The organism is Caballeronia sp. J97 (genome assembly GCF_905220305.1).
GTDB lineage: Bacteria > Pseudomonadota > Gammaproteobacteria > Burkholderiales > Burkholderiaceae > Caballeronia.
Genome location: NZ_CAJMZL010000007.1, coordinates 128,112 through 142,305, shown reverse-complemented (window position 1 = coordinate 142,305; position 14,194 = coordinate 128,112). Strand labels below are relative to the sequence as shown.

Genomic DNA, 14,194 nt, shown 5'->3' with positions numbered 1-14,194 from the left:
AGACCGCCGTGATTGAATCATGCTAGCTTTAGAAGCTAGCTAAAGAGCGCCGCCGTTGCAGCGACGAGGTCAGAAAGTTCCTGGTTGCCAGCGCACTGCATGCATTGTTTTCTGTGGAGAAAGTCATGGCTGAGAAGAAAGATGCCCCTGAGACGCCTGTCGCACCGACGGGCATGAAGCGAGGATTGACGTCGTACGGCGACCAAGGATTCTCGCTGTTCCTTCGTAAAGCGTTTATCAAAGGCGCCGGATATACGGATCAGGCGCTCGATCGCCCGGTTATTGGTATCGTCAACACCGGCAGTGGGTTCAATGCATGCCATGGCAACATGCCCCAATTGGTCGAGGCGGTGAAGCGCGGCGTGATGCTCGCGGGCGGTCTGCCGGTTGACTTCCCCACCATCTCGATTCACGAGAGCTTTTCCTCACCGACATCGATGTACCTCCGCAACTTGATGTCGATGGATACCGAAGAGATGATCCGGGCACAGCCGATGGATGCAGTTGTCCTGATCGGCGGATGCGATAAAACGGTACCCGCTCAGCTGATGGGCGCGGCCTCCGCTAACGTCCCGGCGATTCAGTTAGTCACCGGCGCAATGCTTACCGGCTCGCATCGGAGCGAACGGGTAGGCGCATGTACGGATTGTCGCCGCTACTGGGGAAAGTTCCGCGCCAACGAAATCGACCAAGATGAAATCTCCGATGTCAATAACCAACTTGTCGCGAGCGTCGGAACGTGCTCGGTAATGGGTACCGCGAGCACCATGGCGTGCATTGCAGAAGCATTGGGCATGACGGTTCCCGGCGCGGCAACGCCGCCGGCCGTGACTTCTGACCGCATTCGAGTCGCTGAACAGACTGGTACGGTCGCCGTTAAGATGGCGAGCGAGCGGTTGACCATTGACAAGATTTTGACGCCGAAGGCTTTCGAAAACGCCATGCGCGTGCTGCTTTCCATCGGTGGGTCGACAAACGCCATCGTCCACCTGGCCGCCGTTGCCGGTCGTCTCGGCCACAAGATCAGCTTGGATCTGCTCGATCTCATGGGCAAGGAAACGCCGGTGCTGCTCGATCTCAAGCCGACGGGACAGCACTACATGGAAGACTTCCATAAGGCAGGCGGCATGGTCACGCTGCTCCGCGAGCTGAAGCCGTTGCTGCATCTGGATGCTCTGACCGTGACAGGTCGCACCCTCGGCGAAGAGATCGAAGCAAGGGGCGAGGGTTTCAAGCAAGATGTGGTTCGTTCGTTCTCGGACCCGATCTATCCGCAAGGCGGCCTCGCTGTGCTTCGTGGCAATCTGGCGCCGGGCGGGGCGATCATCAAGCAATCCGCCGCCGATGCCGCGCTCATGGAACACGAGGGCAGGGCTGTGGTCTTTGAAAACGTCGAAGATCTCATCACTCGCATCGACGACGAATCCCTCGATGTGAATCCCGACGATGTCCTCGTCTTGAAGTGCATTGGTCCTGTGGGCGCGCCCGGCATGCCGGAAGCGGGATATATCCCGATCCCCCGCAAGCTTGCGCGTGCGGGCGTGAAGGACATGGTGCGTATCTCCGACGGGCGCATGAGCGGCACTGCATTCGGCACGATTGTCTTGCATGTAACCCCTGAAGCCGCTGTTGGCGGACCGCTCGCCTATGTCCGTAACGGCGATCGGATTCGGCTGAGCGTATCGAGCCGGGAAATCACGCTGATAGTGACCGAGGAGGAGCTCAGAAAGCGCGCCGACGAAACGCCTATCAAGCGCCCGGTCGCCGATCGAGGCTATCGCAAGCTGTTCCTGCAGACCGTTACGCAAGCTGATGAGGGCGTCGACTTCGACTTTTTGCGAGCAGCCAGTTTGCAGAACGACGAAGCATCGAAGCAGGACTAAGATAACGGGTCTTGAGCGTCGAAACGTAGTTCTGAGCCTGGCGACGCATTCTAATCGGTGAGTCGTGTGCAGCCCGAAAGGGGCTGCACACGCGCGAGCCATCTCTCAACGCCAACGAACCACCATTTACCACAAGGCATCATCAAGCCCTGGCGACGTTGGCGCGTCCTCTGCATCGAGAACTCGCGTAGTCGTTCGATCTCGCAGCGCGTTTGCCTAAAACATCAAGACGTTTGACCGCCCTCGGGTCGGTTGAACAGTCCGACAGCCTCGTGAAGAAACACTTGCACCAACGCAAAGCGCGGTGTGTGTCGCGCCATGACGAGACCAATCCGCCGCACCGGCGGTCGCTCGGGTAACGGTATGCGTGTAATAGCCAGACCACTCGTCCACATCGACGGCCAGTCCGGCAAGAGTGATACGCCGAGGCCTTTATCCACGAGAGTTGCGATGGCCAACAATCCGTCGATCTCGAGTCTCGACCGCGTATGCAAATTGTGATCGCGGAGATATCGATCTGCGAGCTGACCGCCGAGGACCGACCGAGCGTAGCGGATGAATGGCTCGTTTACTAGGAGTTCATGAGCATCCCGCCCGGCCATAGACTTATGGGCCACGACGACAAGTGGCTCCTCAGTAAGGGGTTGCCATTCGCATGTCTTGGGAAGTGCGAACTGAGGCTCAACAACGATGGCGACGTCCAGTTCACTCGCGCACACCTTCCTGCAGAGATCTACAGAGCTACCCGGCTCCACGAAGAGCTTGACGTCAGGATATGCCGCATAGACGCGCTGCAAGACTGACGGCAGGACGCTGACCATGGCGGATACGAACACACCGACCCGCAGCTCCCCAATTTGCCCATGACTGTCTTGCGCGATCGCTTGCATGTCTCGCATAGCTCGAAGGAGAGCCTGCGCACTCTCCAGAATCTTCACGCCTTCCGACGTTGGTCTGGCGTATCGTCCCGACCGCTGGATGAGCGGTGCGCCCAAGGATTCCTCTAATGACCGAATGCGTGCCGCGACTGCTGTCGGCGTTAAGCCGAGGCGTCTCGCCGCCTCGGCGATCGATCCACTTTCCAACACTGCGACGAAACTTTGCACGTAACGGATGTCCATGGCTAATTTTACGATCGTTGCAACCGCACGTTAATAGGTAGTTGCATACATACACGCGAACACCCAATACGAAAAAAGATTCGATTGTGAAGGTGGTATTTTATTGCTCTCTCGCGCCCTTGCGTTGCGATACTTCTCAATAGATCGAAACCAAGTACTAAACTGCAATGGAGACAAGCATGTCCGATTTTGACACGAAGCGGCGAATCACTCTCAAAGCGATGGGCGCATTTGCTGCTTCCAGCGGATTTGGAATCGCAGGATGTGCTTCTCAGGCCCCCGCGCAAGTACCCTTCTCGACTGGGACGGAACATGCGCGACTCAAGCTGCCGCCCGACGCAACCGATAGTCATCACCATATCTATGATCATAGCTACCCGTGGGCGCCAGAGGCTACGCTGAAGCCGGGCAATTCAACGGTCGCCGACTATAAAAATCTCCAAAAGCGTCTCGGAACAAGCCGCAATGTCATCGTGCAGCCATCAAGCTATGGTCTCGATAATCGTCTATTGCTCGCGTCTATCGCTCAGTTCAACGGTCGCGCCCGCGGCGTGGCTGTTGTCAATACGAATGTCACACAAGCGCAGCTAGACGAACTGCATCAGGGCGGGGTACGAGGCATCCGCTTTAACCTTGCGCCACCTGGAACGACGACCCTTGATATGGTCAAACCCCTCGCGCAGCGCATTGCTGCCATGGGCTGGCATGTCCAGGTCAACGCACCTGCAAACTATCTCCTGCAAGCAAGAAGCACATGGTTCGATCTGCCGTGCCCGATAGTGTTCGATCACCTTGGCCACCCGCCCGAGCCGGACGCGCTGCACCATCCGGCGTTTGAAATGGTGACTGAACTCATTAAAAACGGGAAGGCATACGTGAAGCTTACGGGCTTTTACATGGATACCCGTGTTGGACCGCCAACTTATTCTGACAGTGTGCAAGTCGCCGCTGCGTACGCGGCGAGCGCCCCTGATCGCGTCCTGTGGGGAAGCGACTGGCCTCACCCAACGGAGCAGCCGGCGAATCGAATCCCGGATGATGCGCAACTATTGGATCTGTTGGGTGTCGCTGTTCCAGACGAATCGTTGAGAAAGCGGATCTTGGTGGACAACCCTGCCAAGCTCTATCAGTTCGAGTAAGGGGAACGGCTGGCTACCTTCCCCTGAGAATCGGTGAGGATCGCTCGCCTAACTCCAATTTTTTCATCGGTCACGCTGCTGAAGCTTCACCTTCCAAGTATCATCCGCGATTGGACAGTTTTGAAGATTTGCGACAACCGAAACAGTAGGTATCACACCAAGGAATATTGGAAAACCGCCGGTCTCCAAGAAGAACGGGCGCCAATAATTAGCATAACAAATAAACTTTTGGTGTGACGTAGCAAGCAGCGTCAACTTTCCTTTACAGAGCACGCGCTTTTCGCGTGACTGGCATCTGGACGGTGCCGAATCCATATTAACCATACGTGAGAATAGAGGAGATACTATGAAAGCATCCGACCTGTTCGTGAAGGCATTGGAAAACGAAGGTGTTGATCGAATTTTTGCCGTGCCCGGCGAAGAGAACCTCGACGTCGTCGAATCCTTGCGTCGCTCGAGTATCGAGCTTGTTTTGACGCGTCATGAGCAGACGGCTGCCTTCATGGCCGCGACGCATGGGCGTTTGACCGGAAAGCCTGGCGTTTGTATGGCGACGCTCGGACCCGGCGCTTTGAATCTGGTGACTGGTGCGGCCTACGCTCACCTGGGCGCGATGCCGATGATCCTGATCACCGGCCAGAAACCGATCAAGACTGCGCGTCAGGCGCGCTTTCAGATCGTTGATATCGTTGCCACGATGAAGCCGCTGACCAAGGCTTCCCGTCAAATCATTAGCGGTGCCAGCATTCCCACCGTGGTGCGCGAAGCGTTCCGCCTTGCACAAGATGAACGGCCCGGCCCAGTGCACCTGGAATTGCCCGAAGATGTGGCGGGCGAAGAGGTCAGTGACGAGTTGACGGTGATGCCGATGCATCCGGTTGAGTTGCCGGTAGCCCAGTTTGCCGCCATCGAGCGTGCTGCGGCGATGCTGAAAAGCGCGGAGCGGCCACTCGTCATGTTCGGAGCGGCGAGCAATCGCCCGAGGCTCGTCGGTCAATTGACGGACTTCATCCGGCGCACGGGGATTCCGTTTTTCAATACCCAAATGGGCAAGGGTACCGTCTCAGCAATCGGCAACGATGAAGCCACCCAGTTGTGGATGGGCACTGCGGCGCTTAGCGAGCGCGACTATCTGCATGAGGCGATCGACCGCGCCGACGTGATCCTCACGATTGGCCACGATACCGTGGAGAAGCCGCCGTTCATCATGGGACCCAATGGACCTAAGGTGATCCATGTCGGCTACACGCCGGCCATCGTTGAACAGGTTTTCTTCCCGAATGCTCAGGTCGTGGGCGACTTGGGCTTGAGCCTCGCACGTCTTGCTGATCTTGTTGAAGGGCAACTGCCGAACGCAGCGACGTTGGCTCCCTTGCGTGAGGGCATTCTTAAGCGAACGATGGACCGCGCTACCGAATCACGTTTCCCGCTGACACCGCAACGCATCGTCCACGACGTGCGAAACGTTATGCCTGCGGATGGCATTGTGGCGCTTGACAACGGTATGTACAAGATCTGGTTTGCGCGCTGCTATCGCACGCGCAATGCCAACACGCTCCTGCTCGATAACGCCTTGGCGACGATGGGTGCTGGGCTTCCCTCAGCGATGATGGCCTCGCTTCTGCATCCCAAGCGCCGCGTCATGGCTGTATGCGGCGATGGCGGCTTCATGATGAATTCACAGGAACTGGAGACTGCGGTTCGACTGAAGCTGAATCTGGTCGTCCTGATCATTCAGGATGATGCCTACGGCATGATTCGCTGGAAACAAGCGGTTGACGATTTCGCGGATTGGGGTCTGAGCTTCGGCAATCCAGACTTCGTTAAATATGCAGAAGCATACGGAGCAAAGGGCCGACGCGTCGAGTCAGCAGAGGGTTTGGTGCCGACCCTAGAGGCGGCCTTTGCAGAAGGTGGCGTCCAGCTTGTCGTTGTGCCGGTCGATTACTCGGAAAACGGCCGAGTGCTCGTGGACGAATTGAGGGACCGCGTGAAGGAGGTGGCGCAATGAAGATCAAGGCCGCCGTTTTGCAGGCGATGGGTGCCACCGCCCCCTACATCGACTCCCGCCCGTTGCATATTGAAGAGATCGATCTGGCACCGCCAGGTCCTGACGAAGTGTTAATCAAGATCGCGGCGGCGGGACTTTGTCATTCCGATCTATCCGTGATCAATGGCGACCGTCCCCGGCCGATGCCTATGGCGCTTGGCCATGAAGCGGCTGGCGTGGTGCAGGAACTCGGCTCAGGCGTGACCGACCTTCAGGTCGGCGACCATGTCGTCGTGGTGTTCGTGCCCAGTTGCGGTCACTGCGCACCATGCGCCGAAGGCCGACCCGCTTTGTGCGAACCCGGCGCGGCGGCCAACGGCGCAGGCACGCTGCTCTCCGGTTCACGCCGTCTTACCCGTGACGGCGAAGTCGTCAATCATCATCTGGGGTGCTCGGTGTTCGCCGAGTACGCGACGGTGTCGCGTCGTTCCGTCGTGAAGATCGATCCGACCGTGCCGCTCGACGAGGCGGCGTTATTCGGTTGTGCGGTTCTCACAGGCGTGGGCGCGGTTGTGAATACGGCGCAGGTGCGAGTCGGCGCGTCGGTGGCCGTCATCGGCTTGGGCGGTGTGGGCTTGGCGGCTCTAATTGGGGCGCATGCCGCAGGTGCTCGACAGATCATCGCGGTTGACCTGTCGGACGAAAAGTTGGAGCAGGCCAAAAGTCTTGGTGCCACCCACACCGTCAATGCAGGCCGGGAGGATGCGCTCGCGCATATCCGCGAACTTAGTTCAGGCGGCGTCGAATTCGCTTTCGAATTCGCAGGATCGATTCGAGCGCTGGATCTCGCCTACGGCATCACGCGTCGAGGGGGCTCAACGGTGACCGCCGGACTGCCACCTTCGACCGCGCGTTGGCCGATGCCTGCGGTGAGTCTCGTGGCCGAAGAGCGCACCGTCAAGGGCAGCTATATCGGCACGTGCGTCCCCTCGCGCGACATCCCTCATTTCATTGATCTGTACAAGCAGGGACGCTTGCCCGTGGACAAATTGCTTACGGGCCGGCTGAAGCTCGACGAGATCAACCACGGCTTTGACCTGTTGCACGAAGGCAAGGCAATCCGTCAAGTGGTGGTGTTCGAATGAGCGACACCAACCCAACCTGGGCCGATGGATGGCTCGCGATGCAGCAAGCGTTCATCAAATCGATGAGTCCCTCTGCTGTGGCCTCGACCTCAGAGGGCATCCGGGCAGAGGACGCAAGGCCGCCCATGCAGGAACAGTTCGCGGACCTGCAAGAAACCTGGAAGGAATCGATCGAAAAATGGACCTCATTTGTCCAGAGCGGGGCGAGCTCTGAGGCCTGGACGCCGCAAATGCTGGGCGAGATGTTCTCGCCCGCCCGATGGAGCGGGCGGGGTGCAGGCGCGTTCGACGCCAGTTTGCAGCATGTAATCGAAGGTCCCAAGTACGCCACGCTCTATGACCTCGACCGGAAGGTCGCTGAGTTACAGAAGAAGGCAATCGAGCGGGACAACGCCCTGTTGGCCTATCAAGCCATCGTGCAACGTGCTTGGAATACCGCACTTGAGCGCTTTATGAAGTCACTTTCGTCTGCCGGAGAAGGCGCGCCGGCGACATGGCGCGGCCTGACCGATCGCTGGCTGAAGGTCGCCAACGAAACGCTGATCGGGGTGCATCGGTCGGAAGCATTCGTCGACGCCCAAACACGGATGTTGCGCGCAGCGTCGGACTATCGGCTGAAAGAACGTGCAATCGCCGAATCGTGGTGCGAGGCCTATCACATTCCGACGCGTACCGAAGTCGATGAGATCCAACGGACGGTGACTGAGTTGCGGCGTCAGATTCGCCTGCTGCAGCGACAAAACGCGCCTCATCATGAAGCGACTACGCCTCCCACCCGACAGACGCGCGTGGTATCGAAAGCCACTCGTTCGATCCATTCCTGAGAGAACCGTATGGCTGCCGCCAAGAAATCGACCGCCGCACGGGCGCTCGCTGAATTCAGCGACTTCAATCTGAAGCTCGCCCGTGGACAGCAGATGCTCGACCGGATAAAGGACGAGCACGTAGAGATTGCCACCGCCGACAAGGAAGTGGTGTTTCGCGAAGATAAAACGACGTTGTATCGCTACAAACCGACGGCCGAACGCACGCTCGGCGTCCCGGTCCTTGTGGCATATGGCCAGATCGGTCGTTACACGATGACCGATTTGCAGGAAGACCGCTCGATGCTGCGCAATCTGCTCGCGCTTGGCGTTGACGTGTATGCCGTGGACTGGGGTAGCCCAACCCGCAGCGATCGCTGGCTCACGTTCGAAGACTACGTCGACGTTTATCTGAATGACTGTGTCGAATTCATCTGTCGCGAGCACAGCATCCCTGCGATCAATTTGCTCGGCATTTGCGAAGGTGGCGTCTTCTCGTTGTGCTATGCAGCGCTCTATCCGGAGCGGGTCAAGAACCTGATTCTGACGATCACTCCGGTGGACTTTCATCAGGATCAGGCAGAGGGGCGCGTGAACCACGGATTTTTGAATCTCTGGACGCGCGGATTGGGCGAAGATGACATCGACCAGTTGATCGAAGCGAATGGCAACTTGCCGGGCGAGTTGATGAGTTATGTCTTCGCCCAGATGACGCCAGGTGCCACCTTGTCGAAGTACAACGTGGGTCTGCTCGACACGTTCGATGACGAAAAGAAACTCTTGAACTTCTTGCGCATGGAAAAGTGGCTGGCCGACCGGCCGCATCATCCGGGCGAAGCGGCCAAGCAGTTGCTCGTGAACCTCTACAAGAACAACGAGATGATACGCGGTGAATTCAGTCTGGGCGGCCGTACCGTTGATCTCAAAGAAATTCGCATGCCGGTACTCAACGTCTATGCGAAGGACGATCACATCATTCCGCCGAAAACAACCCAAGCGTTGAGCGATGCCGTGGGTAGCGAAGACTACCAGGAGATTGGTCTGGACGGTGGTCACGTCGGCGTCTTTGTCAGCGGCAAGTCTCAAGGCGTGCTCGGTAAAGGCATCGTCGAGTGGTTGCGAGATCGCGATGATGCGTGAGCTTGATCCGCGCCTCGATGCGATGGAACCGCAATTGAAGCACGTCGACGTCATTGGGCGAGGTGGCTTTCACAAGCTCGCCTATGTTGAATGGGGGCCGCCCAAGGCCGAGCGAACGGTCGTCTGTGTTCACGGGGTGTCGCGCACCGGTCGAGATTTCGATGTGTTGGCCGCATCGCTTGCAGCGCAGGGCATGCGCGTGATCGTGCCTGACCTTCCAGGACGCGGACGCAGTGAATGGCTCGCGTCGCCCAGCCACTATACCGACCGCGCGTATGTGAGGGCGATGTCGACGTTGATAGCGCGGCTCGATGTGGAACAGGTGGATTGGGTGGGTACCTCGCTCGGAGGCCACATCGGCATGTTGGTGGCGTCTCAACGCGGCACGCCGGTGCGACGGTTGGTGCTCAACGATTTTGGTGCGCGCGTTTCTGCTGCGGCGCTACGCAGGATCGGCAGCTATCTGACTCGCTCGTGGCGCTTTTCCACGGTCGAAGAAGTCGAGGCGCATCTTCGCGAAGTCCACGCGCCGTTTGGCAAGCTCAACGACGCGCAATGGCGTCATCTCGCGCAGCACAGCGCGGTCGCAGATGGCGCGGGGGGGCTGCGTTTCCACTTCGATCCGGGCATCGGAATGCGCTTCGCGATACCAATTCTGCTCGACGTGATCTTGTGGCACATCTGGGACAAGATTGAATGCCCAGTGCTGATCTTGCGCGGCGAAGAGTCCGATCTGTTAGCGCGCAGCACAGTGGACGCGATGCTCAAACGCGGGCCGGCCGCTAGCGCGGGTCGCGTGGCCGCGGTCGAGTTCCCCGATTGCGGTCATGCCCCGGCACTGATGGACGAGGCACAGGTCGATGTCATTCAGACTTACCTCTTAACTGAGTAGATGACGCTCAATTGCGAACCCGAGACTGCCATGATTCAAGACAAAGTCGTTACTGCTGATGAGGCCATCGCATTGATACGCGATGGCGACGTCGTGAGTTGCTCAGGGTTCGTCGGCATCGGTACGCCCGAGGAACTTATTGCGGCGCTCGAGAGACGCTTTGTCGAAACTGAGGGGCCGCGAGACCTCACACTCGTCTTTGCAGCGGCACCCGGTGACGGCAAAGATCAGGGGCTGAATCGGCTCGCTTACGAGGGACTCGTCCAACGTGCGATAGGGGGCCATTGGTCTCTCGTGCCGAAACTCGGAAAGCTGGCGACCGATAATCGCATTCAGGCCTACAACCTCCCTCTAGGAACCATCTCCCACCTCTATCGGGACTCTGCCGCCCATCGCGCCGGCACGCTCACGAAAGTCGGACTCGGCACGTTCGTCGATCCACGGCAGAACGGTGGGAAGATCAACGCGCGAACAACCGAAGACCTCGTGCGGGTCATGGAGATTGACGGCGAGGAATGGCTGTTCTACAAGGCGTTTCCCATCAACGTCGCGTTGATCCGCGGTACGACGGCCGACGCCGAAGGCAACATCACCATGGAGCGCGAGGCACTGATGCTCGACGCTCAGGCCGCCGCCATGGCTGCCCGAAATGCGAACGGCCTGGTGATCGCACAGGTGGAACGCATTGCATCGAGTGGTTCGCTTGATGCGCGCAGTGTAGTCGTTCCCGGCGTCCTGGTCGATTGCGTGGTGGTCGCCGCACCTGCGTCCCATAAGCAGACATACGCCACGGACTACAACGCGGCGTACTCGGGCGAATTCCGCGTTCCAGTCAACAAGATTCCCGCATTGGCACTCGACGAGAGAAAGCTGATTGCGCGGCGCTGCGCTTTCGAGTTGCCACTGGGCGGGGTGATTAATCTGGGCATCGGCATGCCTGAAGCAGTGGCGGCGGTCGCCGCCGAAGAGCGCGTCCTCGACCATTTAACCTTGACGGCGGAACCCGGCGTGATAGGCGGCATGCCGCAAGGCGGCCTCGACTTCGGTGCGGGCATCAATACGCAGGCGTTGTTGCATCAAAACCAGCAGTTCGACTTCTACGACGGTGGCGGGCTCGACCTCGCGTGTCTGGGCATGGCCGAAATAGATCGCCTGGGTAATGTGAACGTCAGCCGCTTCGGATCTCGTCTCGCTGGTTCGGGTGGATTCATTAACATCAGTCAAAACGCTCGTCGGCTTGTATTCGCCGGAACCTTTACCGCCGGCGGGATCGCCACTGCCGTCGAAGGCGGTCAGATGCGAATCGTGACCGAAGGTCGAACCCGCAAGTTTGTCGAAGTAGTCGAGCAAGTCACGTTCAGCGGCCCGCTGGCAGCCGCAAAGGGGCAGTCGGTGCATTACGTCACCGAGCGGTGCGTATTCAGGCTGCAACCCGAAGGCCTGCAGTTGATCGAGGTCGCACCGGGCATCAACATTGAACGCGATGTGCTCGCGCACATGGCGTTTCGACCCATCATCGGCGAGGTATCGCTGATGGACCCTCGAATGTACCGCCCGAAGCCGATGGGCCTGGCTGCAGTTCTGCAGGATCTGCAGCTGACCGACCGCCTCAGCTATGACGAGGAACGCAACATTTTGTTTGCCAACTTCGAGGGGATGGCAATTCGCAGCGAAGATGACATCGAGTGCGTGAGGCGCGTCTTCGATGCGCTCTGCACCAAAGTCGGACGGAGAGTAGCGCTGATCGTCAACTACGACGGCTTCCGACTCGACGAAGCAATCGCCGACGCATACTTCGAGATGGTCGCGGATCTTCAAGCCAGGCATTACACGACCACCACACGCTACACCACCAGCGCCTTCATGCGGATGAAGTTGGGCGAAGCGCTGTTCTCACGTAACGCTGCGGCGCACGTCTTCGAAACGCATGCCGAAGCGACTGAATTCCTCCGCACGCGATAAACCCCTCGCAGGAATTCTTCGCGGACAGTACCTCTCGTATTTCGAGCATTGGAGATTCAAACATGGCGTACGCGGGCAATCAGCAAGAGGCAGCGGTTTCGGTCAATCCGGCAACGGGTGAAGAACTTCATCGATACCCCTACGAACATGAGGCCGACCTGAACCGGTCGCTTCGATTGATGGAGGCGGGTTTCGCGCAGTGGGCCGCAAGCGGGCCGGACGCCCGCGCGCAAGTCCTGTCGAACATGGCCTCGGCACTCCGTCAAAACCTTGAACAGCTTGCACTTATGGCGACTCGCGAAATGGGAAAGCCCATTACACAGTCGCGGGCGGAAGTTGAGAAATGCGCGGCGGTTTGTGATTGGTACGCCGAGCACGGACCGGCAATGCTAGTCGACGAACGAACGTCGATTGAGAACGATAAGGCGTATGTCTCGTATCTTCCTATCGGTGGTGTCCTTGCAGTGATGCCTTGGAACTTCCCCTACTGGCAGGTCATGCGGGGCGCGATACCCATCATTCTGGCCGGCAACGCCTATGTACTGAAACACGCGCCCAACGTGATGGGGTGTGCGTACCTGCTCAAGGAGATGTGGGCGGAGGCTGGCTTACCGGACGGTGTTTTCTCGGTAGCGAACGTACCTAACGAACTCGTCTCGAAGGCGATCAGCGATCGACGGATCGCAGCAGTCACGGTTACAGGCAGCGTTCGTGCGGGTTCAGCGATCGCAGCTCAAGCCGGTGCCGCGCTTAAAAAGTCGGTGCTGGAGTTGGGCGGTTCGGATCCGTTTATTGTGTTGGCTGATGCTGACCTGGAAGGCGCTGTTCGTGCAGCAGTGGTTGGTCGGTTTCAAAACACGGGTCAAGTATGCGTCGCGGCCAAGCGCATCATCCTCGAAAGACCGATTAAGCAAGAGTTCACGGAGCGATTTGTTGCAGCAGTTCAAGCGCTCAAGACCGGCGATCCTGAGGAACCTGACAACTACTTTGGACCGATGGCGCGCTACGACTTACGGGACGAACTCGAAAGTCAGGTTCAGGCCACCGTCGAAAGTGGTGCCTTGGTTTTGATGGGCGGCGCCAAGCTCGATGGACCCGGAAACTTCTATGCGCCTACGATCTTGTCGGAAGTCGTTCCTGGCATGGTCACGTTTGAGCAGGAGACCTTCGGACCAGTCGCTTCCCTTATCTCGGCCGACAGTGCGGCACATGCGATCGAACTCGCGAACGCGAGCGAGTTTGGACTGAGCGGTGCGATCTGGACCGGCAACGAAGGCAATGCGAAGGCATTCGCCCGTGAAATTCAGTCGGGAGGAGTCTTCGTGAACGGTTTTTCGGCAACCGATCCGCGCGTACCCATTGGCGGAATCAAGAAGAGCGGCTTTGGCCGGGAACTGTCGCATTTTGGTCTGCGGGAATTTATGAATGCACAAACCGTCTGGTTCGACCGAACTTAGTCCACCAATAAATCGATTTCAATGCGTCAATCTTCAATGGGAGTCAGTTCATACATGAAAGCTCACATCTCTCCGATCTCGTGTGGCGAAATCACGCCATCGACTCATGCTTGTCGCACGATTGCTAACCGGTTCAATAGAAGTCGCCCTACAAACAGCTATACGAGGTTACTTGAGGGCCCTCTTGCATCGCTGGTTGACCACGTAATGGATCGGCCCGACGTGCAATCGGCTGCAATTCTCGGTTATAACTGACGCGCGAGTGATACTTAAAGAGTTAGAACTGGTAGCAAAGTTTTGGTTGATCAATTTCGATTTCGAATTAACGATTCCACGAGCTTTCATAGCGGCGGAGGAAACATATGGCTTGCAGGCACTTGCGTGCCGCCCTGAAGAGTGAAGGAGACGATCAGCGCGCCGGTGCCGTGTGCATCGAGCGCGACTTCCCAGCCCGCGCTGTGCGTGGTGAATTTGGTCGCAGGGTTCGTGTTGCGGATGCTTTCCGATCGAGCGATGGCATGAGCGAGCGCCGCGAGACATTCGTGCATGACCGAGCAATGCAGCGCGATGGAAGCGGCTGAGCGCGCATCGACGACGAGATAGCCGCCGGCTTCGCTGAGCCGGAAGTCCGCGAGTGAATCGATGGTGAGTGCCGGGCGCAT

The 14,194-nt window shown here is 58.3% G+C and carries 11 protein-coding genes and 1 pseudogene; 9 read left to right on the top strand and 3 right to left on the bottom strand.

Annotated features, from left to right (window positions below):
- The first annotated feature begins 125 nt into the window (after positions 1–125).
- Complete coding sequence (locus tag U4Y90_RS12775; RefSeq protein WP_321794931.1) at positions 126–1,883, top strand: IlvD/Edd family dehydratase; 1,758 nt, start codon at positions 126–128, stop codon at positions 1,881–1,883.
- A gap of 224 nt (positions 1,884–2,107) precedes the next feature.
- Here U4Y90_RS12775 and U4Y90_RS12770 read toward each other — a convergent pair whose 3' ends face one another.
- Both U4Y90_RS12770 and U4Y90_RS12765 read right to left on the bottom strand, forming a co-directional pair.
- Positions 2,108–2,773, bottom strand: a complete 666-nt coding sequence (locus U4Y90_RS12770) for a LysR substrate-binding domain-containing protein (protein WP_321794996.1) — start codon at positions 2,771–2,773, stop codon at positions 2,108–2,110.
- Positions 2,774–2,833: 60 nt separating this feature from the next.
- Positions 2,834–3,004: pseudogene (locus tag U4Y90_RS12765) on the bottom strand (helix-turn-helix domain-containing protein); the annotation flags it as partial.
- Positions 3,005–3,183: 179 nt separating this feature from the next.
- Between U4Y90_RS12765 and U4Y90_RS12760 the strand changes: the two are divergent.
- The 8 genes from U4Y90_RS12760 to U4Y90_RS12725 all read left to right on the top strand — a co-directional run bounded on the left by U4Y90_RS12760 (position 3,184) and on the right by U4Y90_RS12725 (position 13,532).
- Positions 3,184–4,143 carry an amidohydrolase family protein gene (locus U4Y90_RS12760; protein ID WP_321794930.1) on the top strand — a complete coding sequence of 320 codons (960 nt, stop codon included), beginning with the start codon at positions 3,184–3,186 and terminating at the stop codon, positions 4,141–4,143.
- 346 nt (positions 4,144–4,489) lie between these two features.
- Entirely contained in the window at positions 4,490–6,154 is a 1,665-nt protein-coding gene (locus tag U4Y90_RS12755) for an acetolactate synthase large subunit (RefSeq protein WP_321794929.1), read from the top strand.
- Positions 6,151–7,278 carry a zinc-dependent alcohol dehydrogenase family protein gene (locus tag U4Y90_RS12750; RefSeq protein ID WP_321794928.1) on the top strand — a complete coding sequence of 376 codons (1,128 nt, stop codon included), beginning with the start codon at positions 6,151–6,153 and terminating at the stop codon, positions 7,276–7,278. The genes U4Y90_RS12755 and U4Y90_RS12750 overlap by 4 nt, the downstream gene beginning before the upstream one ends.
- Positions 7,275–8,102 (top strand): poly(R)-hydroxyalkanoic acid synthase subunit PhaE, encoded by an 828-nt coding sequence (locus tag U4Y90_RS12745; RefSeq protein ID WP_321794927.1) that lies wholly within the window; start codon positions 7,275–7,277, stop codon positions 8,100–8,102. Before U4Y90_RS12750 ends, U4Y90_RS12745 begins: the two co-directional genes overlap by 4 nt.
- Positions 8,103–8,111: 9 nt before the next feature.
- Entirely contained in the window at positions 8,112–9,221 is a 1,110-nt protein-coding gene (gene phaC / locus U4Y90_RS12740) for a class III poly(R)-hydroxyalkanoic acid synthase subunit PhaC (protein ID WP_321794926.1), read from the top strand.
- Entirely contained in the window at positions 9,211–10,113 is a 903-nt protein-coding gene (locus U4Y90_RS12735) for an alpha/beta hydrolase (RefSeq protein WP_321794925.1), read from the top strand. The genes phaC and U4Y90_RS12735 overlap by 11 nt, the downstream gene beginning before the upstream one ends.
- A gap of 30 nt (positions 10,114–10,143) precedes the next feature.
- Complete coding sequence (locus U4Y90_RS12730) at positions 10,144–12,075, top strand: acyl CoA:acetate/3-ketoacid CoA transferase (protein ID WP_321794924.1); 1,932 nt, start codon at positions 10,144–10,146, stop codon at positions 12,073–12,075.
- Positions 12,076–12,137: 62 nt separating this feature from the next.
- Positions 12,138–13,532 (top strand): aldehyde dehydrogenase family protein, encoded by a 1,395-nt coding sequence (locus U4Y90_RS12725; RefSeq protein WP_321794923.1) that lies wholly within the window; start codon positions 12,138–12,140, stop codon positions 13,530–13,532.
- 341 nt (positions 13,533–13,873) lie between these two features.
- On the opposite strand, the gene U4Y90_RS12720 is transcribed toward U4Y90_RS12725, so the two are convergent.
- A complete protein-coding gene (locus tag U4Y90_RS12720) occupies positions 13,874–14,194 on the bottom strand; it encodes a hypothetical protein (RefSeq protein ID WP_321794922.1) in 321 nt (106 codons plus the stop codon).

Coding starts and splice junctions, on each gene's coding strand:
- U4Y90_RS12775 (WP_321794931.1), top strand. CDS start 126: ATGGCTGAGAAGAAAGATGCCCCTGAGACGCCTGTCGCACCGACGGGC.
- U4Y90_RS12770 (WP_321794996.1), bottom strand. CDS start 2,773: ATGCAAGCGATCGCGCAAGACAGTCATGGGCAAATTGGGGAGCTGCGG.
- U4Y90_RS12760 (WP_321794930.1), top strand. CDS start 3,184: ATGTCCGATTTTGACACGAAGCGGCGAATCACTCTCAAAGCGATGGGC.
- U4Y90_RS12755 (WP_321794929.1), top strand. CDS start 4,490: ATGAAAGCATCCGACCTGTTCGTGAAGGCATTGGAAAACGAAGGTGTT.
- U4Y90_RS12750 (WP_321794928.1), top strand. CDS start 6,151: ATGAAGATCAAGGCCGCCGTTTTGCAGGCGATGGGTGCCACCGCCCCC.
- U4Y90_RS12745 (WP_321794927.1), top strand. CDS start 7,275: ATGAGCGACACCAACCCAACCTGGGCCGATGGATGGCTCGCGATGCAG.
- phaC (WP_321794926.1), top strand. CDS start 8,112: ATGGCTGCCGCCAAGAAATCGACCGCCGCACGGGCGCTCGCTGAATTC.
- U4Y90_RS12735 (WP_321794925.1), top strand. CDS start 9,211: ATGATGCGTGAGCTTGATCCGCGCCTCGATGCGATGGAACCGCAATTG.
- U4Y90_RS12730 (WP_321794924.1), top strand. CDS start 10,144: ATGATTCAAGACAAAGTCGTTACTGCTGATGAGGCCATCGCATTGATA.
- U4Y90_RS12725 (WP_321794923.1), top strand. CDS start 12,138: ATGGCGTACGCGGGCAATCAGCAAGAGGCAGCGGTTTCGGTCAATCCG.
- U4Y90_RS12720 (WP_321794922.1), bottom strand. CDS start 14,194: ATGCGCCCGGCACTCACCATCGATTCACTCGCGGACTTCCGGCTCAGC.